This is a genomic window from Mesorhizobium sp. USDA 4132 (genome assembly GCF_056279545.1).
Window position 1 is genome coordinate 936,382 of the sequence record NZ_JBWCCP010000002.1, and the last position, 23,990, is coordinate 960,371.

A 23,990-nucleotide genomic window follows, 5' to 3' on the forward strand; every position below is an offset into this window, starting at 1 on the left:
CTGTTCTACAATGTAGTGGTTTCTGGACCTTTGCCAAGGCCGATGCGCTCGGCCAGCAGAATGATCGCCATTGAAAACGCCATGATTAGAGTTACATAGACGAGATTGAGGGCGGCCTGCTCAGGATCGACAGACAGCGAGCTGTCTACGATTGCGATCGGCAGTGGCTTGTTGTTGACGTTGTATAGAAATGCCGACAACGGGTATTCCGACAGGAGATCGTTGAACGCCATCCCGGCCACGAGGATCGCCGTTGGCGCAACTATCGGCAGGATGATACGTCGATATCGGTACAGACCCGCAGCGCCCATTGAGCGGGCCGCCTCGTTGTAGGCCGGGTCGATCCCCATGAAGGCCGCCCGCAGGAACCTCACCATAAGCGGCAAGGCGACGATCGCGTAAGCGATCGGCAGTAACCAGTAGCTGCCAAGAAGGACTGCGTTTCCAACAAACGGGTTGGGCGTGTCAAAGGTGACGATCAGCCCGACCGCAAGCAGAATGCTAGGAACGACCCACGGCAGAAAAAAAGCAATGTCCAGAAAGCGGGTCAGCCAACTGCGCCGGCCCAGAATAACCGGGACGGCAAAGAGTGTAACACCGAGTGCCACCGTTACCGCGACAAGGCTCATCACTATCGAATTGAAGAACGGAAGAAAGGCAGAGCCCTCGGTAAAGACGCGAGCATAGTTTTTTAGTGTCAGGCTCGACGGGATAACCTCAATGCCGATGCTCGCGGCTGGGGCGAAGGAGAAGAGCACGACAAGACTGATCGGCACCACGTATATTGCCACAAGAAGATAGGCAAAAAAATGGAGTACACCGTTCGCGACGGGGCTTCGGATTTTACGCAGCCGGATAGCGGCGGTCGCTTTTGCGCCGCCGACATCGGAGGCGCGTGCTTCGTAATATTGGGACAGCAGGATAAGTCCCATGAGACACAGCCCCATCATGAGCGCCAGAAAGGCGGCCATGTCGGGGCGACGGAGGCTGTTGAGCGTCAGCACCATCTGGCTCAGCATGTGGAAATCGCGACCGCCCAGCACCTGCGGCGCGGCGAAGGAACTGATCGCGGTGTAGAGCGTGAGGAGGGCGACGGCGAGGAGCGACGGCGTGATCGTGGGTAGTACCACACGCCGCAGGACAGTGTATTCGGAGGCGCCCATACTGCGCGCGGCTTCGATGATCGCATAGTCGACGCGGCGCATCGCAGCACGCAGAAAAAGATAGTAAAAGGTGGTCATCAGAAATGTATGCGTGAAGAGCACGCCAAACCATCCGATGAACCAGTCTTGCGGGAGGCTGGGAAAGATGGCCTTCACCAGATGTGTCACCGCACCTCCGGGACCATAGGTGAAGTTGTAGCCCGCCGCCGCAACGACGCCGCCAAAGACCAGCGGCGTTGCATAGATGATTTTCAAGAACGCGCGACCGCGCACGTGAAAATATTCGAGGACAAGCACCTGGAAAAGCCCAACAACGGTCACCGTGACCATCGTCGCTGACGTCATCCAAACGGTGTTCCAAAGGGCAGCGCGCACCCTTCGTGATCTCGAAAGTTCGCTTACGACTTGGCCGAACACCAAGCTACCGTCCTTGAAAAAAGCCGCATGAAGCGACGCCAACAGCGGCAGGATCAGGAAGGTCATGACGATCCAGATCAGGGCCGCCAACCCAATCCAATAGGCTACGCGCTCGACGACAGCCGCGCGGTTCATTGGTTTGCTTCCTCGAAAATATGGGCTGACCCCGCCCGGATCGTCCACGACACGCTCTCGCCGATTTCGGGCAACGTGTCGCCCATGGCGGCTGCCGAAATAATATACCCGTCGCAATCTAGATCGACGCGGCTGTGGGCGCCAAGGAACTCCACGTCGTGGACGGTCGCCGGTAACCCGGCTTCTACCGTTTTCCCAATGAGAACATCTTCGTGTCGGACAAAGATTCGTCCCCGAAAGCTGCAGCCCAGGATTTGAGCGCCAAGCGTTGTGGGCAGTTCGTTTGCTGCGCCGATGAACTCGCAGATGAACGGCGTTGCGGGGCTCCGGTAAAGAGTACGGCCGCTGCCAATTTGTTCAACACCACCGTTCGCCAGCACAACGATCGTGTCCGACATGGTCAACGCATCTTCCTGATCATGCGTAACGAAGACCGCCGTAAATCCGAATTCTTCCTGGAGCCGTTTGATCTCGCGGCGCATTGTCACTCGCACCTTGGCGTCGAGATTGGACAGTGGTTCGTCAAACAAAAGAACCTTAGAGCCCGCGACGAGCGCGCGCGCAATCGCGACCCGCTGTTGTTGCCCGCCCGACATGGTTGCTGGCTTCTTGTCCAGTTGGTCCGCGATGCCGGCAGTTTCGGCGATTTGTGCGACGCGCCTTCGAATCTCGCCCTGAGGTATTTTCGCCACGCGCAAAGCAAAGGCTATGTTTTCAAACGCCGTCATCGTCGGAAAAAGTGCGTAGTTCTGAAACACCATACCGACGTTTCGGCGCTCCGCAGGCTCTTTGGTGATATCTTTTCCTTCAAGGACGATGCGGCCGCTCATGACCGAATGAAAGCCCGCGAGGGCCCTCAGAACGCTGGATTTGCCGCTGCCCGAGGGCCCGAGCAAAGCAACGAACTCACCTTCATGAATCTCGAGCGAGAGGTCGCGAATGACGACCTTGTCGCCATAGCCAATATGGAGTTTGTCGATGATGAGGATTGGGGTTGCCATGATCATACTCCTGTGAGACCTGGCGATCTGCGTCGCCCGGTCTTACACCCTTACCGGACCTCGAGTTCGACCCTCTGAAGCCAGCTGTCCAGTCTGGGCGCGATCGCATCCCAGTCGATTGGCTGCGCCTTCACCAAATTCGCGTTCGCCTGCACTTCGGGCGGTGATTTCGCCAGCGCCGCTGGCAACACGGGAACCTGCCCGAACTTTTGGGCATAGGCGGCCATGACATCGGCTGAGCCGAACCAGTCGACAAACGCCTTTGCCTTTTCCAGCTGATCGGTTCCCGCCATGATGGCAACGCCTTCGGAGATGACTGGCGTGCCACCCACCGTGTCAATGACCTTGAATTGCATGCCGAGCTCTTTGGCATCCTTGGTGACGCCCCCGAACCAGTTCAGATTGATGATTGCCCCGCCCGACTTGTAGGCCTCCTTACGCGCGTCGGCGTCATCGACGACAATTGCGTTCGCATAAAATGCGCCAAGAAAATCCCACCCGGCTTGAGTGACATCGCCCTTGTCATCGAGAAACCGGGCCAGAATGCCGGCGAGATAGACCCTTGTCGTCTGCCAGGCGGTGTTACCGATGACGTACTCGCCCTTGTATTGGCCCTTTGTCAGGTCCAGCCAGCTTTTCGGCGCCCCAACAGCGGAAAGCTTGTCGGCGTCATAGGCGATGACGATCGGTGTGCTCCAGAATTTGTGGACAATACCTTCCTTGTCTTTGTACTGGGCCGGGAGGTCCCCCGCCCAGACCGGCACGTACGGCTGGAACAGGCCGTTCTTCTTTAGCAGAGCCATGGACGTGTCGACCATGCCAAGGACAACATCGGCCTGCGGATTATTCTTCTCTGCAACCAGCCGATCAAAAAGTTCGCCTCCCGGCGCGCGCAGAACCTGAACGTCGTGACCAGCGGCTTTAGCCTCTTCGGTTATCCAATGAACGTTCTCCTCCCCCTGAGGCGAATAGACAACAAGGCTGTCGGCCAAGGCCGGAAAGGCGACAGCGAATAGCACGGCCGTGCGGGCCAACACGCGCTTAATCTGGTGCATGGCAATCTCCCATTTGGTTCCCCGGTCATTCCGGTGGCCCTCTTGGTAAGGGACCATCATGACAGTTTAATTACATTGCGTAATTTAATACCGTTTGCAATAGGTCTCTCGCAAGTCAATTTGAGGCAGGCTTAGACCCGATGGACCTTTCACGAAACGAACGGCGGCTGATCGAACTGATTTTCGTGAGCAAGAAGATTGCGCGCGTCGACTTGGCCGAACGGTCCGGCATGACCGGCGCATCGGTTACCCGGCTGATAGGCCGTCTGATTGAAATGGGACTCCTGATAGAGGTGGCGGAGCGGACGGGCGCCCAAGGCCAACCTCGGCGTTTGCTGAGCTTGCGAGCTGACAGGTATCTTTCGGCCGGGATAACATTCTCGGTCACCCGCATGGAGGTCGCCATTGTTGATCTGGCGGGTAGGATTCTGGCCTCCAGATCAGTCGGCATCGAGACCAGCTCGGCTTCGTTCGTGGCAAAGGCGGCGCAGGCCGCTATCACCGCGATGCTGGTGGACCTAGACGCGCCTAAGGATCGACTTCTGGGGATCGGCTGCTCGGTGCCGGGGAATTTCGGCACAATGTCGAGCATCCTCAAAGCGCACAGCTTCTTCCCGGCTTTCGATGATGGCGGGGCGGACAACGCTTTCAGAGCGACGTTCGAGGCACCCTATTACATCGAGAATGATGGAACAGCTGCAGCGCTCGGAGAGTACGTGTTCGGCGGACGCATTCCGCAGCCGGATCCAATGTTCTTCATTCACATCGGCCACGGCGTCGGGGGAGGGGCGGTTATAGACGGACGGCCATACCGCGGTGTCAATGGAAATGCCTGCCTGCCCGGAGTTCTATACCCATACGACCAACCTCGCCCATCCGGCCAAGACCTCTTTGCCACCCTCAATAAAGCCGGCTTCGTCGTTCACGACTTCCCTGATCTCCAGCGTTTGCCGGAGAGAGCCAACGCGACATTGGAAAGCTGGATTGAACGCGCCGGCAAGCAACTCCGCGAGACGGTACGTGTGGCAACGGCGATGTTCGACCCGGCCCTGATTGTTCTGGGGGGACGGCTGCCTGAATTGGTCACAGACAAACTGATGAGCGCAATTTCCAGCCAGCCAATCCTTGGCCCGTCGCGCGGCTTAGAGGCTGCCCCAGTCGTGGCATCCCGGCTAGGCCCTCGCGCAGGTGCGATCGGCGCCGCCTGCATTCCGTTCTTTGCTTCTCTCTTTTCCGCTGCCGTTGCAGACGATGGCAGCCCTTACCTTAACGGTCGCAAGCCCAGGTCCCGACCGTAGAATTCGATCGCGTGCCGCGTCTCTTATTGGTGTCTACGCAGCGGTCCAGGCGCGAACTGACACCTTGCAGGCCCCGCAACGTCGCCTCGTTAGCGTTCGGCGCTCCCTGTGAAGCCTCAAATGACCAGCTTGAGGTGGCTCGATAAAACCAGACCCGCCGCGCCACGCAGAGCCGTATGACCTTCGCCGATACCATTCACCGTGATTGATATCTCCTGGCCGGGTCTCTTCACCACCAGTTGCTCGACATGCTGCCTGATCAGCTCAGCAGCCTTCATGCCACCGCCGGCAACGTCTCCGTGGAGGACGTAGGAGTTCAGGGACAGTGTCTGCTGCAGATTGACGATGCCGAAAGCGACATTGCGCGTGTAGCGCTCGAGTAGCTCATCTGCCGCCTTAGAACCCTCGTCGGCTTCCTTGACAAGCCGAGCACAAGTGATGCTTTTGGGATGCGGCAAGCCCATTCGAGCGGCTTCTTTCCGCAGCCAGGGAAGGGCAGCGACCGTCTCCCAGCAACCGTGCTTTCCACAATTGCAAAGTGCACCATCGATCTGCACCACGCTGTGACCGAGTTCGCCGCCGGATCCGGCGAGGCCCCGGTAGACCTTGCCATCGATGAAGAAGGCTCCGCCGAGAACCTCACCGGTATAGACCGCCGCAAAATTTTGTTGGCCGCGGCCGGGGCCGAACCATCTGTCACCGACAAGCAAGGCACGGGGGTGATGATCGATGGCAACCGGGAGAGAAAAGCGGTCTTGCAATATGGCCACAAGAGGGAGCCCAGTCAGGACGGGAGCGAGGTTGACGGTAAGAATGGTCCCGTTGTCACTGTCGATCATTCCAGCAGATGCGACGCCAATTCCGAACGGCGCCTGCTGGGCTTGAGACAGGGTGGCAGTAAGCGTCTTCGTCATAACCGCAATGAATGTTTCTGTGTCGCCGAACGGATCGAACACACCTTTTGTAACGGCCTTGATCTCACCGGTTAAGGCGACGAGGCAAGCCTGTATCGTGCCGGGCAAAAGGAGGACTGCCCCAAGCATCGGCGCATCGGGATTGAAATAAAGCGGACGAGCCGGTTTGCCGCCTTTGACGTCGGACGGCGAAGCGTCTCCCTCGATAAGAAGCTGGTCCTCGATCATCGGCTGGACAATACCGGTTATCGTGGTCCGATTAACGCCTGCAAGTCGTGCGAGATCTGCCCGGCTTTTGGGACCGTTGTCATATAAGGCTTGCAGGACGCGACCGCGGTTGATGGCTCCAAGTGCCGACTGCGAGACAAGCGTCACGTTGCCGCCGTTCTCGCCGGCAGCGGCGTCTCTGCTGGAGGGAGTGCGCTGGCCCAACGAATAGGACGGTTGGCTCTCAAATTTCAATTTCTATCTCCGATCTGCTGCAGCCTTTGTAGCGTGTACATTGTCGAACGACCAGACAGCAAAGGGCTTTCCAGTGACACGCCGCCCCGGCGGCCGAAACGCGCCGATGCAAGCCCCGCATCTTTCACTGCGACAACTTCTTGACAGTATCATAAGTTTGTGCGAGGTACAAACTAACTGCTTATAAAAAGCAAATTAGGGGTAACGATCTCAGTATCAATGGCGGAAGCCTGTAGGCGTGCGCTTGACGGTGGGATTGGATTACAAATCAACTGAGGAGGCTCTTATGACAATCGATACCGGAAATATGTCGCGGCGTGACCTGCTGAAAAGCGCTTCCGTCGCAGCTCTTGTGGCTGGCGCAGGTTCGCTGGCCATTCCACGGCGAGGTGCTGCAAAGGACGCGAACACAGTGCGCGTCCTGTCAGTTGAAGACCCATTCTTTTTCTCGATGAAGGCAATGGTCCCGGAGTACGAGAAGCAAACGGGCATCAAGGTGGAGCTGGAGAGCCTCTCGTATGACGCCCTTCAGTCCCGCCTCGTATCTGCTTTTGTTGCCAAGACGTCGGACGCCGACGTTATCGTTGTCGACCAGATGTGGCTCGGACAATACCTCGACAATGGCTGGATCATCTCGCTGAACGACTTCATAGCCAAAGACAGCGAAATCGATCTCTCCGACTTCATCCCCGAGGTTCTCTACTCATCCAACATGTGGCGCGGCCAGATTGGTACACTGCCGGTGGCTGCCTACGCGCAGGGGGTCATGTACCGCAAGGACATCTTCGATGACCTCGGGATTGCAGCGCCGCCAAAAGAGACGTCAGAAAACTGGACCTGGACGAAATACGTCGACACTCTCAAATTGATGGAAGGCAAGTCATTCGGTGGCAAACCGCTTTTCCCGACAGTTGTCTGTGGGTCACAGCCTTCTCCTATCGTCCATATGTTCACGCAGCTGTCGGCGAGCCATGGAGCGAATTGGTTCAAATCGTTTCCGTCTGCGCCGTGGGATTTCTCTCCGCAGCTAAAAGGCCCCGCCTGGTCGAAATCAGTTGATATCTACCGGCAGCTTTACAAGCTGTCTCCGCCCGAGGCTATCAACTATGTCTGGTTTGACGCCGGCACCCGTTTTGCCAAGGGTGACATCGGTATGTTCTACTGGTGGACGCCATACTTCTACCTGATCAAGAACTCTGGTTACATGACGGGAAAGAAATCAAGCGTCATGGACAAATACGCGACGGCTGCTCTACCGAAGGCGGAGGGCGTGCCCCAGACAGTCAGCCTGGGCGGGTATAGCCTCGGCATTCCTGCCAGTTCCGAAAGGCAAGAAGCGGGCTACGACTTCATCAGATGGGCGACCTCGAAGGCGACCCAAAAGAAAATGGCTCTTTGGCCTGACCTCAACTACCAGTTCTCCGATTTTGCGCGCGCTTCGCTCTATATGGACGAGGAAGTCAAGGCCATCTATCCTTACCTCGATGTTCAGTACGCAATGATGAAACAGGGCAATGGCAAGGTCACGCGCCCGCCTGTACCTGGGTATACAGCAATCGAAAGCGTGCTTGGCCTCACGTTAAACCAGCTTCTGACCGGTACTGAAGAGCCGAAGATCGGCCTTGAACGTGCCAACAGCCTGTTTGAAAGCATTCTGAAGGGTAATCTCATGATCCCTTATCAGAAGGATAGCTATGCGGATACTCTCGACGGGGCCAAAGCCCTAATCGCCAAGAAGTAATAGGGTTCTCCTCGGGCCGGCGCGATCGCTGTCGCGTCGGCCGCCATGTGAAGAAGAACTGGATCTGGCAATGCACACGACAATCGTTCGCTCCCCGCGAGCCTTCGGGCCTGCCCGGAAGAGCTTTATCCGACGAAACCTACCCTACTTGCTGATCGCGCCTTCGGTTGTGATGCTGCTCGCCCTGATCGCCTACCCTTTGCTCTTCGCCCTAAGATCGAGCTTCTATTTCTGGAACCTGCAAATCGGTCCGGAGCCGCTCCAGTTCGTTGGCTTCGAGAATTATGTGCAGGCCTTCAACGCCTTTGACTTCCGCGCCGCTCTCACCAACACTCTGATCCTATCGATCCTCGGGACGGCACTTGAGTTCATGTTCGGTCTCGCGATCGCGCTCATCCTGCTCAAGGCGCTGCCTGGCATGAACGTCGTGCGCGCCCTGCTGATCCTGCCCACCACGATCGCGCCTATCGTCGTCGGCTTTTTGTTCCGCTACCTCTATGATCCGGGCGGCGGACTGTTGAGCTGGGTGTTGCAGTCGCTCTGGATACCGGTGCCTGCGCAAGGGATTCTTGGCTCCCCATCGACGGCACTCGCGGCGATCCTGTTCGTCGACATCTGGCAATGGACGCCATTCTTCGCAATCGTTCTTTATGCAAGCCTCCTGGCCGTTCCCGACGAAATTCTAGAAGCCGCACGATTGGATCGGGCGTCGGCATGGACCATTCTGATGCGGATCAAGCTGCCGCTGATTAAGCGCACCGCGATCATCATCGTCATGCTGCGGTTCATGCAGATCTTCAACACATTCGACACGGTGCTTGTGCTTACCCGCGGCGGGCCAGGCACTTCCACACGTACGCTTGGCTACTCGCTCTACGAACAGGGCCTCGTGAACTTCAACATCGGTCTTGCCAGCGCAATGACCTGGATCACCGTGCTGATCGTCAACGTCATCGTTGCCCTTTACGTCTTCTTCGCGTTTCGAAACGAGGAGTGGTAAAAATGTCCCGTCGCCACACGAGCTTCAACACGGCACTCACCTACGCCGCCGGCCTCCTCTTTCTGGCAATCTTCGTAGGACCGATCTTGTGGTTCATCGCGCTTGCGATCCGGCCGGCCGAGACGGCATTCAACATGCCGCCGCAACTTGGGTTCGAGCCCAACCTCGACGCGTTCAGGCACATCCTCGTCGATCCTGGCACCAATGGGCCGCAGCTGATCAACAGCCTGATTGTCGCGATCGGCGCTGTCTTGCTCAATCTGCCCTTTTCGGTACCTGCTGCATATGCGTTGTCCCGTTTCAAGCTACGCGGCAAGAAGAACATCATGTTGTGGTATCTCGGCCTCCTGATGGCCCCGCCGGTCGCGTTCCTGATCCCGTACTTCATCCTCATCACGCGCATCGGTCTCCAGGGTTCCTACTTCTCCATGATTCTAGTTCTCCAGACGCTGACGATCCCGTTTTCTGTCTGGTTGATGAAGAGTTTCATCGACGAGGTGCCGGTGGAACTCGAGGAGGCGGCACGGGTCGATGGCGCCCGTTGGTACACGATCATGTTGCGGATCACGCTGCCGATCGTTCGTCCCGGCATCATTGTCACCTCGATGTTCGCCTTTGTGTTCGCATGGAACAACGCCGCCTTTCCGCTGGTGCTGAGCTCACGCTCGACCGCCACCCTTCCGATCGGAACACTTGGATATTTCGCGACAAGCGGAGTGACCTGGAACTACATCGCCGCCGCTGCGGTGCTCGCGATGATACCCCCGATGATCATTTTCCTCGTTTTCGATCGATACGTCGTTCGAGGCCTCACCTTTGGTTCGGTGAAGGGCTGACCTTTCCTTTTATGAATGGAGTAATGCAATGAGCAAACTGCGAATGGGCGTCATCGGCGCCGGTCTTTGGGGCGGCAACCACGCCCATACCTTTAACGTCTTGCCGGAGACCGAGCTGGTCGGCGTCTGCGACCTCGATGAGGGCAGGGCGCTGAAGATGAAGGAAACCTACAGCGCAACGCTGGCCTTCACCGACTACCAGAAGCTGATCTCAAGCGATCAGATCGATGCGATTTCCGTCGCGACACCTGACTTCACTCACACGCCGATCATTCTCGCGGCTCTGAAGGCCGACAAACACGTGTTGAGCGAAAAGCCGCTTGCTACAACAGTGCGAGAAGCCGAGGAAATTGCTGCGGCTGCCGCAAAGTCCAAGGGCAAGCTGATGATTGACTTCCACAACCGCGTGAATCCGATCCTCGCCCAGGTTCGTGACATGATTCAGGACGATCAGATCGGCTTGGCAAAGCACGGTACTGCGCGTCTTTCGAACACGACCTTCGTTCCATTCGAAATGCTGAGCTGGGCTGCGAAGTCCTCGGCACTCTGGTTTCTCGGCAGCCATCTCGTCGATGTCCTACGCTTCATTCTGGTAGACGAGGTCGTGCGCGTGTATTCCGTCGCCCGCTCAGGCACCCTGTCCGCCGGGGGCGTGGATACGAAGGACTTCCACGTGTCGATCCTTGAATTTTCCAAGGGCACGGTCGTAGCCATGGAGAACAGCTGGATCCTGTCGCGCGACAATCCCTCGCTCGTCGATTTCAAGATCGAGTTCGTCGGCGAAAAGGGCCAGGTCCAGGCAGATCCGACCCATAGCGGCGGGCTGCGCCGGATCAGCGAGGGAGGCCTCAAATACAATGACTACATCGGCATCACCCCGACCGGCGCGACGCGTATCGGCGGTTTTGTCCTCGAATCCATTGCTCGTTTTGTCGATAGCGTGGTGCGTGACGCTCCGTTGCTGGCGGATGCTCAGGATGGTCTGGCAAACACCAAAATCCTGGCTGCGATCGAGGAATCCGTCGTAAGCGGCAAAGCGGTGACGATCGGCTAAAGCCGGAATTAAAAGCGCGGGGCATGTCCGCACGATCAGTGCGGCTTGCCTCGTCCGAAATACGGGGAGTAGATAAAAAATGGCGTCCATGACCTTCGACGGGATCGGCAAGACTTTTCCGGACGGGACCGTTGCTGTTGCGAATGTAAGTTTTTCGGTCGCGGACGGAGAATTCGTCGTGTTGGTCGGTCCGTCCGGTTGTGGCAAGTCAACGTTGTTGCGGATGGCAGCAGGCCTCGAAACGCTAAACAGCGGCCGGCTGCTGATGGATGACGCTGATGTCACTGAGACCGAGCCCCAGGACCGAGATATTGCGATGGTTTTTCAGAACTACGCGCTTTACCCCCATATGACCGTTTACGACAACATGGCCTTCGGTCTGCAGCAGCGCAAAATGCCTAAGGAGAAGATCGACAAGCTGGTACGCGACGCAGCGGAAATGCTTGATCTCACCCGCTATCTCGAGCGCAAACCCGGGGCATTGTCAGGTGGTCAGCGCCAGCGCGTGGCGATGGGCCGGGCGATCGTTCGCCATCCCATGGCCTTCCTGATGGACGAACCTCTTTCCAATCTGGATGCCAAGCTCCGCGTGCAGATGCGCGGCGAACTGAAGCTGCTCAACCAGAGGCTCGGCGTAACGACGCTCTATGTAACCCACGACCAGGTCGAGGCCATGACCATGGGCGATCGTGTGGCTGTGCTGAAGCCGGTGTTCAACGGACAGGAGAGCAATCTTCAGCAGATCGACACCCCGCAGATGCTTTACGATAAGCCGGCCAACCTTTTCGTCGCCGGGTTCATCGGCTCGCCCGCCATGAATTTTGTGCGCGTCGATCTGACGGCGGAAGCCGGATGTCTCAAAGCCGCGGTAACTGGAATGAAGACATCCTTCGCCATCCCCGCCAAGGCGGCGCTTTCGGAATATATTGGCCGACAGGTCATCGTTGGAATTCGACCGGAGATGTTTCAGGTTTGTCCCGCGTCTGAGGCCTTGTTCAACGAGCAGGTTCCGGTTGCCGAAGCGCTTGGCGCTGACACTTTCGTCTTTTTCGACATCGCGTCACCGCCGGTCAACATAAACGATGCCGAAGATACCGAAGACTTTCCGAACAAAGGTAAAAACCGACTTGTGGCGCGTATCCCACCGGCGCTGACACCACGCCTCAATCAACAGCTGGCACTGAGTGTCGATCTGGCGAAGTTGCACTGGTTCGATCCGGTAACGGGAACTGCGATCCGCGACTGACAGAACGTGCACGACTATCACCGAACTAGGGGCTTCAAGCCCTTTCTCCTGCCCTCCCAGGCAACTTGGCTGTCGTCGAATACGAGGTCGGCGGCAGCCATTTTTTTCAGATTTCTGAATCTGAAATGCAGAACCTGAACATTCATGCACCGCGCCAGGGCTCAAAGCACTCGGGATGGCAAGCAACATTCGCGTGTTAAAACGATACAAGTCGTGAAACCGAAGGGTTGGTACGCTGAGGACTTGCAGTCGTTCCGGTTGCTACCAGCGAGCAGTGGCCGCCGCAGTTCGGTACCTGGTATGCGCGCTGGCTCTAACGACACCAACGCCCACCGCGGATGACTTCCACACGAAGCCCGTGAGGAAGTAGCTTGATTCCAAACCAAACTGGATTCAAACTTCGTCACATTGCTCGATCGCGGCGTCGGCCGGCTGATCCACGGAAACAGCCGCACTCGCGCCCGGCCTGCGGCGGAATGGCATGGAACCTGGCCGATGAAATCGCGCTTCAGACTAAGCTACTTGGCTTGATGCTCGAGTGAAAGCGAGGGCAGGGGAGGCAGGATGCGGAAGGGCGGTGTAGCGCATCAGCTCGGCGTGCAGCAGCCGCAGCGAGAGGTCAAAGCGCATCGCGGTTTTATGGGTAACGTCGATCATGGGGCTAAGCTCGCCAGGAGGTCGGTCGAACGCGGCAATTTCCAAGGAAACGACATGCGCGTGCTTCACGCTGAGCGGCGAAGGGGAGAACTTGACGCCCCGGTCCCGGCTCGATAGCGAAGTCAGCCCAAGCGTCGACTGCACCGCCGGACGGCGAATTGAAGTGGCACCCGTAGGTCGATATGCTCTCAAAACGTCGGTGGCGTGTTGATCCAGATGAGGATGGTCTCTCCGTCATGTCGGTTGCGCCAGGAATGATAGCGGCGGCTCTCGAAATAGAGGGTATCGCCGGCACCAAGATCAAAAAACTTGTCGTGGTCGAGAACGACTTCAATCTGTCCGGAGAGGACATGAATGAATTCTTCTCCGACATGCCGATAGGCGCCTTCGCTAGCGGCGCCCGCAGCCAACACAAAACGGTGGCAATCCATCATGCGCGCTCCCTCCACCAGCAACTGGACCGTGACGCCGGGTGTGGTCGCTGGCCACGCCTTCCATTCGCCACTACGAACGACCTCGGACATGGCGTCGATCTTCTCACCAGAGAGGTCTGAGACGGTCGTGCCGAAATATTCTGCTAGATCGTGCAATGTTTTGAAACTCACGCCTTGCGAGGTTCGCTCCAGACTTGACAGCGTAGACGCACTGACCCCCACGTCGGACGCAACGTCCTCTAACGTCTTACCAATACTTCGTCGAAGGTGCCGAAGCCGCCGTCCAACATTGTCGTTGCCATTCTCCGGGCTGCTAAATGTTTCGTCGTGTTCAAGAGCCTCTCTTATGGCCGCAGGATTCAGGCCCCTCTCACTGCGAAAGTACGCAATCTTCTTAAGGAGGGCTACGTCTGCAGACGAGTAGATTCTTTGGCCGGTTTGCGTCCGCTGAGGAGCGAGCAGCCCTTGTGTCTCCCAAAGGCGTAGCGTTGAAGCTGAAACACCGGCAAGGCGGGCGGCTTCGGCAACGCGGTAGGTTGTTCGTCCAGCTTCTGTCGCTACCATCTCGATCCACTTTCATATGGTCGCGCTTTATGGCGCCCCGCTAGGCCCATTAGCAACTTTTTTAGCAATCATCCCGGAATCCGCTTGCATTCTTGCAGGATAAATGTAGGTAATTTGTATCCTACAGAATTTATGCAAGATATTCCTTTAGAGCCGGAGCGTACCATGACCGCCATTACCCTTACGGAGCGAAAGAATGCCGCGGTTTCTCGTGGCGTAGGCGTGACCACCCAAATCTATGCCGACCGCGCAGAAAACTCCGAAATTTGGGACAAGCAAGGCCGGCGCTACATCGACTTTGCATCGGGTATTGCCGTGGTGAATACCGGCCATCGTCACCCGCGGGTGATCGCGGCCGTCAGGGATCAGCTGGATCGCTTCACCCACACCTGCCATCAGGTGGTTCCCTACGAAACTTATGTGCGTCTGGCCGAACGGCTCAATGAGCTGGCGCCAGGCAACTTCGCCAAGAAGACGATTTTCGTGACGACCGGCGCCGAAGCCGTCGAGAACGCGGTAAAGATTGCCCGCGCTGCGACCAGCCGCTCCGCCGTCATTGCATTCGGAGGCGGCTTTCATGGCCGTACCTTCATGGGCATGGCGCTAACGGGCAAGGTCGTTCCTTATAAGGTCGGATTCGGTGCGATGCCGGGCGATGTGTTCCATGTGCCCTTCCCGGTCGAGCTGCATGGCGTTAGCGCCGAGCAGTCGCTGGCTGCACTGAAGAAGCTTTTCGCTGCCGACGTCGACCCCCAACGCGTTGCAGCGATCATCATCGAGCCGGTCCAGGGTGAAGGTGGTTTCTATGCTGCCCCGGCCGCATTCCTGAGAGCACTGCGCGAAATATGTGACCAAAATGGCATCTTGCTGATCGCCGACGAGGTGCAGACGGGTTTTGCGCGCACCGGCAAGATGTTTGCTATGGACCACCATGAGGTCGCACCCGACCTGACGACCATGGCCAAGGGCCTCGCCGGCGGCTTCCCGCTTGCAGCCGTCACCGGCCGCGCGGAAATCATGGATGCGCCCGGCCCCGGTGGCCTGGGAGGCACTTATGGCGGCAATCCGATCGGCATCGCGGCAGCCCACGCGGTTCTCGACGTCATCCAGGATGAAGAGCTTTGCGACCGCGCCAACCAGCTTGGCGCTCGCCTGAAGCAGCGGCTGGAATCACTGCGGGAAAGGGCGCCAGAAATTGTCGATATCCGCGGCCCGGGCTTCATGAACGCTGTCGAATTCAACGATAAGGCGAGCAAGCTACCAAGTGCCGACTTCGCGAACAAGGTGCGTCTGATCGCTCTCGAAAAGGGGCTCATCCTTCTGACGTGCGGCACGTTTGGAAATGTTATTCGCTTCCTTTCGCCTATCACCATTCAGGACGACGTCTTCGGCGAAGCACTCGACATTCTCGAAGCCTCCATTCTTGAAGCAAGCGCGGATATTTAGCCGCCTTCGGAGTAGCAGACATGGCATTCACGCCTGCATTGACGAAACACATCGCCCTCTCCTCGCCGTTCCTGCGCGACGTCGGCTTTATCAACGGCGAATGGACTAGTTGCGACGCGACGAAGACTTTTGACGTCCTGAACCCGGCGACGGGCGAAGTTTTGGCATCGCTGCCCGACATGGGCGCTGCCGAGACCCGCAAGGCAATCGACGCGGCCCATCTCGCGCAGCCCGGCTGGGCCGCAATGCCTGCCCGAGAACGCAGCGCCATCCTGCGCAAATGGTTCGACTTGATGGTTACGAATGCCAATGAGCTTGCGACAATCCTGACGGCCGAGATGGGCAAGCCGTTCGCGGAAGCCCGCGGCGAGATCCTCTACGCCGCCGCTTACATCGAATGGTATGCCGAAGAAGCAAAACGTATCTACGGCGAAACTATCCCTGCACCTTCTAACGACAAGCGCATGCTTGTTATCAAGCAGCCGGTCGGCGTCGTCGGCACGATCACGCCCTGGAACTTCCCGGCAGCGATGATCACCCGCAAGATCGCACCGGCGCTGGCCGTCGGCTGCACGGTCGTCTCCAAGCCCGCCGAACAGACGCCGCTCTCGGCCCTCGCGGTTGCCGTGCTCGCCGAGCAGGCCGGCATTCCCGCCGGCGTCTTCAACGTCATCGTCGGCGAAAACGGCCCTGCGATCGGCAAAGAGCTCTGCGGCAACGAAAAGGTACGCAAGATCAGCTTCACCGGCTCGACCGAAGTCGGCCGCATCCTGATGCGCCAGTGCTCGGACCAGATCAAGAAGGTCAGCCTTGAACTCGGCGGCAATGCACCCTTCATCGTCTTTGACGATGCAGACCTCGATGCCGCTGTCGAAGGCGCCATCGCTTCGAAATTCCGCAATGCCGGCCAGACCTGCGTCTGTGCGAACCGCCTCTATGTCCAGTCGGGCGTGTATGATGTCTTCGCCGCAAAGCTGGCGACCAAGGTCGAAGCGATGTCCGTCGGTGACGGCTTCAAGAGCGGCGTCACCATCGGTCCATTGATCGATGAACAGGGGCTTGCCAAGGTCGAGGAGCACGTCAGCGATGCGGTCTCCAAGGGTGCCGAGGTGCTGACCGGCGGCAGTCGCATCGACGGCATTGGTACATTCTTCACGCCGACAGTTCTGACCGGCGTCGCCAAGGGGATGAAGATCGCCAAGGAAGAGACCTTCGGCCCGGTCGCGCCGCTCTTCCGATTCGATACCATCGAGGAAGTCATCCACCAAGCAAATGACACCGAGTTTGGTCTCGCAGCCTACTTCTTCGCAGGTGATCTCAAGAAGGTCTGGAAAGTCGCCGAAGCGCTCGAGTACGGCATGGTTGGCATCAATACCGGCCTGATCTCGACGGAAACCGCACCCTTCGGCGGCATCAAGCAGTCCGGCCTCGGCCGCGAAGGCTCACGCCACGGTGCCGATGATTACCTGGAGATGAAATATCTCTGCATCGGCAATCTCTGAAGGTTGACCAAACCGACGTTAGGGCGGCGGAACGTCGGACGGGCCTCTGTTCGTGCGACGAGAACTCGACCCCAGCTTACCTCGCACTTAAGGTAGCTGTCAGCCGCAATATGACCGGGATCATCTCCCATCTTCACGATCAGATCGCCGAATGCGAGGCCTGTGGATCGCCCGGGTGCTCACTGCAGGCACCTGGGTAAGGTGTTGCTCGATGCCTGAGATACGTACTACCAATAGCAGTATACATCCCACGCGATCAGGCGGCAGATGCCGATCCCGGCAACCGAAGTCAACGGCGTTCCAGTCCCTCAACGCTCTAAAGTGCAACTTTCGTACGCGGCCGGCCGATCAGTCGCATGGGCTGCCACTCTTCAACCGCGCTACCGCAGTCTTTTCCTAACCGCCCCGCGCTTCAGCGGCGGATCCATGTCAGCTATCGACAAGTTGGGCTTGGGAAATTGCGAGGGCGTCGGGAGGTCGGCTGTCAGACGGTTGGCCATTGATGGCCCTCCCAACCAGACGGCTGAGCATTTGCACCGCATTCGCCACAATCGAGGCCAAAAAGCATTAGCCCAAAGCCAAGTCGGATGGCGTGGTAGAGCCGGTGTCATTGCGCTAGCGTATCAGCAGATAAGGCTCTCGTTCAGAAGTCGAAACAGCGAAGCGAGATGGTCCTAACTCGTGGAAGAATGTGCGGCACAGATCAATAAATGCTTGCAGAAAGTACGGCTTCTCTGGTCCGTACAGATCCGCGATGATGAGCTTCGCTGCGGGCAAGTCGTCGAGGAGGGGCTTCCTTACAATATTTGGGCCGTCGGTCTTGAGCTGATTGAGCGGCCTCATATTCAGAAGCGACATGCCAAATCCGGATGAAATGGCAGACAATACCGTCTCATAGGAGCGCGTCCGAAACCCGATTTTCGGAACTTCAGCCAAAATATTGAAGAGCGCAAGGATATGGGGTGCGGTTTCCGGCAGGTCCAATAGAACCAATGGGTATTGCGCAAGATCCTTGAGCGTGACGGCGTCACGTCGCGCCAGCGGATCGTCGACGTGTATCGCTGCGTGCGGAGGAATAAAGCAGATCGGGGTGAGCGAGTAAGATGAGAAGAGATCGCCTTCGTACAGTACCGCCATCTCTATTTCACCTGCAGCGAGCCAATCTCGTAGCTGACGTTGGTTTCCTTCCCTCAGATCGATCTCCGCCTTGCCAATCTGATCCACATACTGCTGGAGTAGATCGGGCATGAACAAGGCCCCGAAGGGCTCGAAGCAACCAATCCGCAGAACGTCCGGGACTCGCTCAGAAATGCCGCCTATCGCGCGGGCAAACTCGATTTCCGAAGAAAGCATGACTCTCGCAGCATTGATGAAACGCATGCCTGCCGGAGTGACCCGTATCCCCTTTGCGGGGAACCGCTCGAAAATGCGCGATCCAATTTCAGCCTCCGCCAAGTCGATTGCAGCAAGAATTGAGGACTGAGCGATCCGAAGGGACTTTGATGCCCCGAGAACGGTGCCCAGCCGCGCAACCTCGCAGATATAACGGAGCTGTCGGAGGCTAAGGTTTAGATAGGGTCCGGAATTCATATTTCTACAAAAAATGGAAGATGTTTGCTCTTATAATACATTTTGCAGACTTTTGAAAGAACGATAATCGAATACCCGAACCGATGTCTCAGCCCTGCCCGTGTAGGACTGAGAAGGAGAGGAATCGGATTTCCGGCGAAATGGCGATCCCAGACCGCGGAGCATTGGCCTGATGACCGAGGCTCAGTTGCAACGCGGAATGGGTTTGCACGATCGCAAGGACGCAGCAGGAGGAGTTAATGCTTACGAGATCTGAACTCGGGCGGGTCGTAGAGGCCAATTGGGATAGGCAGCTTCAATGGCTGCAATCACTCACGAGCTTCCCAAGTGAGCGAGGTCAAGAGGCGGCTTGCCAAGACTGGATCGCGCGTTCTTTCTCCGATCGCGGCTGGGTCGTTGACCGCTACGCGCTGTCCGACGTCTCGATGGAGCACCTGCCTGGCTATTCTCCTGCTGTCGACGTCGACTACGAAAATGCCATTCAGGTCATCGGGGCACTCCGCGCACCGAACCCTTGCGGCAAAAGCCTGATTCTTCAAGGCCACGTTGATGTCGTTCCGCCGGGGCCATCGGACATGTGGACCGACGGACCCTATGCCGCTTTAGTGCGAGACGGCAAGCTATTCGCCCGCGGAGCTTGCGACATGAAGGCCGGCGTGTGTGCGATGGTGTTCGCGCTGGACGCGCTGCGGGAAGCCGGTTTTCTACCTGGTAGTGACGTCTTTGTGCAAACTGTGACGGAAGAAGAATCCACAGGCAACGGTGCGCTCTCGACGCTGGCTCGCGGCTACAGGGCAGATGCCTGCCTCATTCCTGAACCGACCCAGCAAAACATTTTGCGCGCTTCGCTTGGTGTCATGTGGTTCCGGTTATCGGTGCGGGGAACGCCGGCTCATGTCGCCGAGAGTGAGCAGGGGACTAGTGCCATCTTGTCGACGTTCCATCTGATCAACGCACTCGAGGAATTCACGCTGCAGCTCAATGAGCGTGTTCAGCGGCATCCCTGGTTCTCAAAGCTGTCCTCGCCGATCAAGTTCAATCCCGGGAAGATTCGCGGTGGGGACTGGGCGAGCTCGACGCCCGCATGGTGTGAACTCGATTGCAGGATCGCAGTATTACCCGGCTTATCTCTGGACGCCTTCCGCCAGGAGATCACGGAGGTCGTCAACAAAGCCGCAGCCAATGATCCGTTCCTCGCAAACACCCCCCCGCAGATCATTTGGAACGGCTTCCAGGCCGAGGATTATGTGCTCGAGCCGGGCACTGACTTCGAAACTGCAATGCGGAACGCTCACGCGGCAGTGACTGGCCAGCCTGCGAAAGAAATCCTGTTCACTGGCGTGACCGATTGCCGCTTCTATGGCCGCTACTATGGCATTCCGGCCCTTTGCTACGGCGCCAAGGGCAGCCAAATACATGGGTTCGACGAACACGTCGACCTCGACAGTGTCAGACAGACCACAATGGTCATCGCTGACTTCGTCCAACGCTGGTGCGGCTTGAGGCGAATCTAACGTGCCAATCAAACAAAGGAGGGGAACCAACATGCCTGCCGCAAAATCACAATCGATCAAAGCCGCAGCTGGATCATTCATCGGCACAACGATTGAATGGTACGATTTCTACTGTTACGGCCTCGCCGCAGCGCTCGTCTTCGGGCCCCTCTTCTTTAGCGGGTCGTCGCCCTATATTGCAACACTCTCCGCTTTCGGCACATTCGCGGTTGGGTTCTTTGGCAGACCTCTCGGTGGGTTGGTATTCGGGCACTTTGGTGACCGTGTCGGCCGTAAAAACATCTTGGTTACTACCTTGGTCATGATGGGCTGTGCTACGGTCGGAATCGGGCTCCTGCCAACTTACGCGCAGATCGGTATCTGGGCGCCCATTCTGCTCGTCGTATTGCGTGTCTTTCAAGGGATTGCAGTCGGAGGAGAATGGGGTGGCGCAGTTCTTCTGGCCGCGGAACATGCTCCTAAAGGCAGGCAGACGTTTTTCGCTTCGTTCGCTCAACTAGGAAGTCCAGCAGGGCTCATTCTTGCGCTGCTCGCATTTCGAGTGGCGGGGATGAGTGATCAAGCTACGTTTATGAGTTGGGGCTGGCGTGTACCGTTCCTCGTCAGCATTGTGCTCCTAGGCGTTGGCCTTATCATTCGACTGAACGTGGATGAGACTCCCGAATTCGAGGATATTAAGAAGAGGGCCGAACAGTCCACTACACCTGCCATGGAACTGCTGCGCGAGTGGCGGTTGCCGATTATACTGGCAATGGGCGCGAACACCTTCGGCATCGCGTCCGTGTACTTTTACAGTACGTTCATGATTGCCTATGCAACACAGTATGTCGGAATTCCGCGGTCGACCATTCTCGATGCGCTGTTTTGGGCAGCAGTGGTTCAGCTCCTGTCGCAGCCCATCGGTGCCAGGATAGCGGAAAAGTTCGGCAAGGAACGCTTATTCCTGCAACTTTGCCTGACCGTTGCGATGCTCACGCCGTATCCGTTGTTCCTACTCGTCGGGACTGGAAACTTCTGGCTGCTTCTGCTCGGCCTCGTCGTGAACACCTTTGCTGGAGCATTCTTCTACGCTGTAATCGCCGGCTACATTTCGAAGATCTTCCCAACTCGTGTCCGGTACAGCGCCATCTCAATCGCGTATCAGTTCTGCGGCGCAGCCGCGGGGGGGCTGACACCGGTCCTAGGAACGGTTCTCGCAGAAAACTACAAGGGAGAATGGTGGCCGCTCGCCCTATTTGCGAGCGCTTTGGCTGGTGTCTCGCTGATCTGCGTCACACTTATTAAGCGCTATCAAAGCGTGCCAGACACGGTTGTGGTTAGCCCGCACGGAGACCCTGTGCAGAGTTGAAGGTAGATAGCCCGGGATTCTGCAGGGTCGCAGAACACCTGCATGATCCCGGGACTGACGACGCGGTGATGTCCCAGTAATCTGAGGCGACCGCTACAAACTTCGAATAGTTTATTTTCGGATAAGATCGCCAGCCGCATCTTTTCGTGCCGCCAAGGATTGAGGACGGTGGAGGATACTGTCAAGTCAATGCCAACCTAACAAGGCTGGCATGTGCTGAGCAGTCAGGTTCGTTCGAGCTATTGCATGTAAGCCCCCAGTGGTCGCGTCGCTCCAGGTGGCATAGACGTTCTCACGCGGAGCCTGGTACTCATTGGCAGACAGACGATGACGGCGGAGCTGAAAATATTAGTAGATCGTACTCGGCTGAGTGAAACAACTGGGGCATAGCGAGCGGCTTGAAGCGCCTCATGTGGCGCTCCGCCGGCGGCGTGGGTTGGCGTTAGACCTCACAGCGATTGTTGGAGTATCGGCTCTCGCGATGCCAACAACCGGCAGGATCTCGCGTAGGGCAGCGCCATGGATCCGAGTTTACCGTCGTGGATAATATCGGGCGCGTAGCGCAAGCCTTTGCAACTTGTGACGAAGCGGTCGGCTGCCTTCGCGTTGAGGGTCTGGACCCACACGTCGAGCGCGTTACGACCGGTCGATCATTGTCGGACGCTATCGGACGTGATTTCCTGAGTTTGATATCGCGCGAACCACACAGCCGGTGGCGTTTTCGAACTCTCGCGGCATCTCCCCAATCGGCGCATTCCTATGCAAAATCCTGCAACCCAACAGGGATACGATTGCCGGCGCGCCCCGTTTCGATGCAGACAGCGACGCCGCCCCGAGTGCGTGCCGTCGCCGTGGAAACCTGACGACCCTTGCCGAGGGCGCGTGCCGGCGGACGGCTACGAGTCCCTTTCTGTATCGGCGGTATCGGGGTACAACCACGGAACATGACATTCGTGCAGCGCTACGGCCAAGCCGGCGTCGGGCGGATCTGTAACCGGTCGACTAATATCGGGTGATGAGGATTCGGCACCCTTGTCGATGTACAACATCCAATCGCTTTCGTAGGCGCCCGGTGTCCAGTCCCATGTTTCCAACCGCTCGTGCTGAGGTCCGCTTCGGTCAAAATCTGCTCCACGTGCCCCCTTTATGCGTTGCGCCGATCCTAAAGAGGCCATCCCCGCGCCACGCTCCAAAGCGAGCTTTCCTCCAGTTGATGCGACAAGGCCAGCACCATGTCCTCCCGGCCGAAATGGCCAATGAGTTGCACTCCGACGGGAAGACCCTTATGCCGCCACAGTGGCAGACTTGCAGCAGGCTGACCTGATGCGTTCACAACTGCCAAAAACGGAGTAAGCTCGCCAGCCTTGCGCCGGAAGCCGCGAAAATCAGCCTCTTTGGTTGAAATGGTCCCTAGCGTCGGTGGAAGGGTCGCAAGGCTCGGGGAAAGAACGAGATCATATCCCTCGATCATCGTGGCCATCATCCTGCCGGTTGCGTGCAGCGTGTTGACGGCTGCGATATAATCAGTGGCCGTGGTGCGGGCGCCCATGAAGTATCCGTCGAGAATGGCTGGTTCAAGCTCGTGCGGCCTGGGATCGCGGCGCTCTGCCGAAAGTTTGGTGCGTGCGGCAAGGGCGATGTTTGCCGCCATAACGCTGACAATGGCATCTATGAAATCGGCGTAGTCAAAACGAGGCGGCTCGATCGCAACGGTTTCGTGTCCGAGCGCAGCACAAAGTTTCGCCGTTTTTTGCACGGCCTGGTGGCAGGGCTCGTCCACCAGCAGTCCCCACGGATCCTTCCAGACAGCAATCCGCAAAGGGCGCTCCAAGGGCAGGTCAAGACAGGCTTCGAAATTGCCGCCCGGGGGTGCCGCATAAGGTGCACCGGCTTCCATGCCAGCGGTCAAATCCAGCGCACGCGCGGTATCGCGGACGCTCCGTGTCAGAACGCCATCGCAAGCAAGGCCGCCCCAGCCTTCGCCGCGGAACGGTCCCATCGGAACACGACCACGGGACGGCTTCAGACCGAAGACGCCGCAGCACGACGCTGGGATACGGATCGAACCGCCGCCATCACTACCATGGGCGACGGGCACCACTCCAGCAGCCACAGCAACTGCCGCGCCGCCGGACGATCCGCCCGAGGAGCGGGTCAGGTCGAATGGATTGCGGGTCGGACCGCCGTTGCGGCGCGCCTCGGTCGTCGGCGCCATGCACAACTCGGGCACCGTCGAACGTGCAAAAGCGATAAATCCCGCGTCTCGGAACCGCCTGACAAGGGTGGCATCGCTCTCGGCCTTCGTATCCTCAAACAGTGAGGAGCCGATACTTGTCGGAATGTCCGTGCAGGCGAGACCTGAGTCCTTCAGAAGGAAAGGCAGGCCACTGAACTTCCCTTCAGCCACTTCGTGGCAAGAAGCTTTCGCCAATGCGCTGTCATAGTCTTTGTAGGACAGCATGTTGGTGGCCCCGGCGACGCGTTCGGCGGCGTCGATCGCGATGCGCATCAATTCAACCGCGCTTGCCTCGCGGTTGGCGAGAAGATCGGCAAGGGCGATGCCGTCTTTGGACCGGTACTCTTCAAATGTCACGACGTCTCCGTTCCGACGGA

The 23,990-nt window shown here is 57.9% G+C and carries 18 protein-coding genes; 10 read left to right on the top strand and 8 right to left on the bottom strand.

The features are described 5' to 3' along the window. Window positions 1–5 precede the first annotated feature (5 nt). From ACZ9IU_RS27145 to ACZ9IU_RS27155, 3 genes are read right to left on the bottom strand one after another with little or no spacing between them, the layout of a single operon-like run. The gene (locus tag ACZ9IU_RS27145; protein ID WP_040124831.1) at window positions 6–1,715 is read right to left on the bottom strand and encodes an ABC transporter permease; all 1,710 of its coding nucleotides are present in this window, start codon (window positions 1,713–1,715) and stop codon (window positions 6–8) included. Next, on the bottom strand, window positions 1,712–2,716 hold the full coding sequence (locus ACZ9IU_RS27150) for an ABC transporter ATP-binding protein (RefSeq protein WP_051900705.1): 1,005 nt from the start codon (window positions 2,714–2,716) through the stop codon (window positions 1,712–1,714). The genes ACZ9IU_RS27145 and ACZ9IU_RS27150 overlap by 4 nt, the downstream gene beginning before the upstream one ends. A gap of 50 nt (window positions 2,717–2,766) precedes the next feature. After that, a complete protein-coding gene (locus tag ACZ9IU_RS27155; RefSeq protein ID WP_040124829.1) occupies window positions 2,767–3,771 on the bottom strand; it encodes an extracellular solute-binding protein in 1,005 nt (334 codons plus the stop codon). Between the two features lie 140 nt (window positions 3,772–3,911). On the opposite strand from ACZ9IU_RS27155, the gene ACZ9IU_RS27160 reads away from it, so the two are divergent. Next, window positions 3,912–5,069: an ROK family transcriptional regulator gene (locus ACZ9IU_RS27160; protein ID WP_040124827.1), complete on the top strand. Its 1,158-nt coding sequence runs from the start codon at window positions 3,912–3,914 to the stop codon at window positions 5,067–5,069. 116 nt (window positions 5,070–5,185) lie between these two features. Here ACZ9IU_RS27160 and ACZ9IU_RS27165 read toward each other — a convergent pair whose 3' ends face one another. Beyond that, on the bottom strand, window positions 5,186–6,445 hold the full coding sequence (locus ACZ9IU_RS27165; protein WP_040124825.1) for an ROK family transcriptional regulator: 1,260 nt from the start codon (window positions 6,443–6,445) through the stop codon (window positions 5,186–5,188). A 286-nt stretch (window positions 6,446–6,731) separates the two neighbouring features. Between ACZ9IU_RS27165 and ACZ9IU_RS27170 the strand changes: the two genes are divergently transcribed. The 5 genes from ACZ9IU_RS27170 (at window position 6,732) to ACZ9IU_RS27190 (ending at window position 12,322) form a co-directional block, all read left to right on the top strand. Then, complete coding sequence (locus ACZ9IU_RS27170) at window positions 6,732–8,186, top strand: ABC transporter substrate-binding protein (protein ID WP_040124822.1); 1,455 nt, start codon at window positions 6,732–6,734, stop codon at window positions 8,184–8,186. 70 nt (window positions 8,187–8,256) lie between these two features. After that, on the top strand, window positions 8,257–9,186 hold the full coding sequence (locus ACZ9IU_RS27175) for a carbohydrate ABC transporter permease (protein WP_040124820.1): 930 nt from the start codon (window positions 8,257–8,259) through the stop codon (window positions 9,184–9,186). Between the two features lie 2 nt (window positions 9,187–9,188). Further along, window positions 9,189–10,022, top strand: coding sequence for a carbohydrate ABC transporter permease (locus ACZ9IU_RS27180; RefSeq protein WP_040124818.1), 834 nt, complete (start codon window positions 9,189–9,191; stop codon window positions 10,020–10,022). Between the two features lie 28 nt (window positions 10,023–10,050). Continuing rightward, window positions 10,051–11,076, top strand: coding sequence for a Gfo/Idh/MocA family protein (locus ACZ9IU_RS27185; RefSeq protein ID WP_040124817.1), 1,026 nt, complete (start codon window positions 10,051–10,053; stop codon window positions 11,074–11,076). 79 nt (window positions 11,077–11,155) lie between these two features. Then, window positions 11,156–12,322: an ABC transporter ATP-binding protein gene (locus tag ACZ9IU_RS27190; protein ID WP_040124815.1), complete on the top strand. Its 1,167-nt coding sequence runs from the start codon at window positions 11,156–11,158 to the stop codon at window positions 12,320–12,322. 513 nt (window positions 12,323–12,835) lie between these two features. On the opposite strand, the gene ACZ9IU_RS27195 is transcribed toward ACZ9IU_RS27190, so the two are convergent. Next, window positions 12,836–12,979, bottom strand: a complete 144-nt coding sequence (locus ACZ9IU_RS27195) for a hypothetical protein (protein ID WP_157885304.1) — start codon at window positions 12,977–12,979, stop codon at window positions 12,836–12,838. A 188-nt stretch (window positions 12,980–13,167) separates the two neighbouring features. Continuing rightward, entirely contained in the window at window positions 13,168–13,977 is an 810-nt protein-coding gene (locus tag ACZ9IU_RS27200; protein ID WP_040124813.1) for a MerR family transcriptional regulator, read from the bottom strand. A 165-nt stretch (window positions 13,978–14,142) separates the two neighbouring features. Between ACZ9IU_RS27200 and ACZ9IU_RS27205 the strand changes: the two genes are divergently transcribed. Next, a complete protein-coding gene (locus ACZ9IU_RS27205; RefSeq protein WP_040124811.1) occupies window positions 14,143–15,423 on the top strand; it encodes a 4-aminobutyrate--2-oxoglutarate transaminase in 1,281 nt (426 codons plus the stop codon). A gap of 20 nt (window positions 15,424–15,443) precedes the next feature. Continuing rightward, window positions 15,444–16,925: an NAD-dependent succinate-semialdehyde dehydrogenase gene (locus tag ACZ9IU_RS27210; RefSeq protein ID WP_040124810.1), complete on the top strand. Its 1,482-nt coding sequence runs from the start codon at window positions 15,444–15,446 to the stop codon at window positions 16,923–16,925. A gap of 615 nt (window positions 16,926–17,540) precedes the next feature. On the opposite strand, the gene ACZ9IU_RS27215 is transcribed toward ACZ9IU_RS27210, so the two are convergent. Continuing rightward, a complete protein-coding gene (locus ACZ9IU_RS27215) occupies window positions 17,541–18,515 on the bottom strand; it encodes a LysR family transcriptional regulator (protein WP_040124808.1) in 975 nt (324 codons plus the stop codon). 239 nt (window positions 18,516–18,754) lie between these two features. Here ACZ9IU_RS27215 and ACZ9IU_RS27220 point away from each other — a divergent pair, with 239 nt between their 5' ends. Both ACZ9IU_RS27220 and ACZ9IU_RS27225 read left to right on the top strand, forming a co-directional pair. Next, window positions 18,755–20,029 carry an ArgE/DapE family deacylase gene (locus tag ACZ9IU_RS27220; protein WP_040124806.1) on the top strand — a complete coding sequence of 425 codons (1,275 nt, stop codon included), beginning with the start codon at window positions 18,755–18,757 and terminating at the stop codon, window positions 20,027–20,029. Between the two features lie 31 nt (window positions 20,030–20,060). Beyond that, on the top strand, window positions 20,061–21,377 hold the full coding sequence (locus tag ACZ9IU_RS27225; RefSeq protein WP_040124805.1) for an MFS transporter: 1,317 nt from the start codon (window positions 20,061–20,063) through the stop codon (window positions 21,375–21,377). Window positions 21,378–22,539: 1,162 nt separating this feature from the next. Here ACZ9IU_RS27225 and ACZ9IU_RS27230 read toward each other — a convergent pair. Next, the gene (locus ACZ9IU_RS27230) at window positions 22,540–23,970 is read right to left on the bottom strand and encodes an amidase (RefSeq protein ID WP_040124802.1); all 1,431 of its coding nucleotides are present in this window, start codon (window positions 23,968–23,970) and stop codon (window positions 22,540–22,542) included. Window positions 23,971–23,990: the final 20 nt, after the last annotated feature.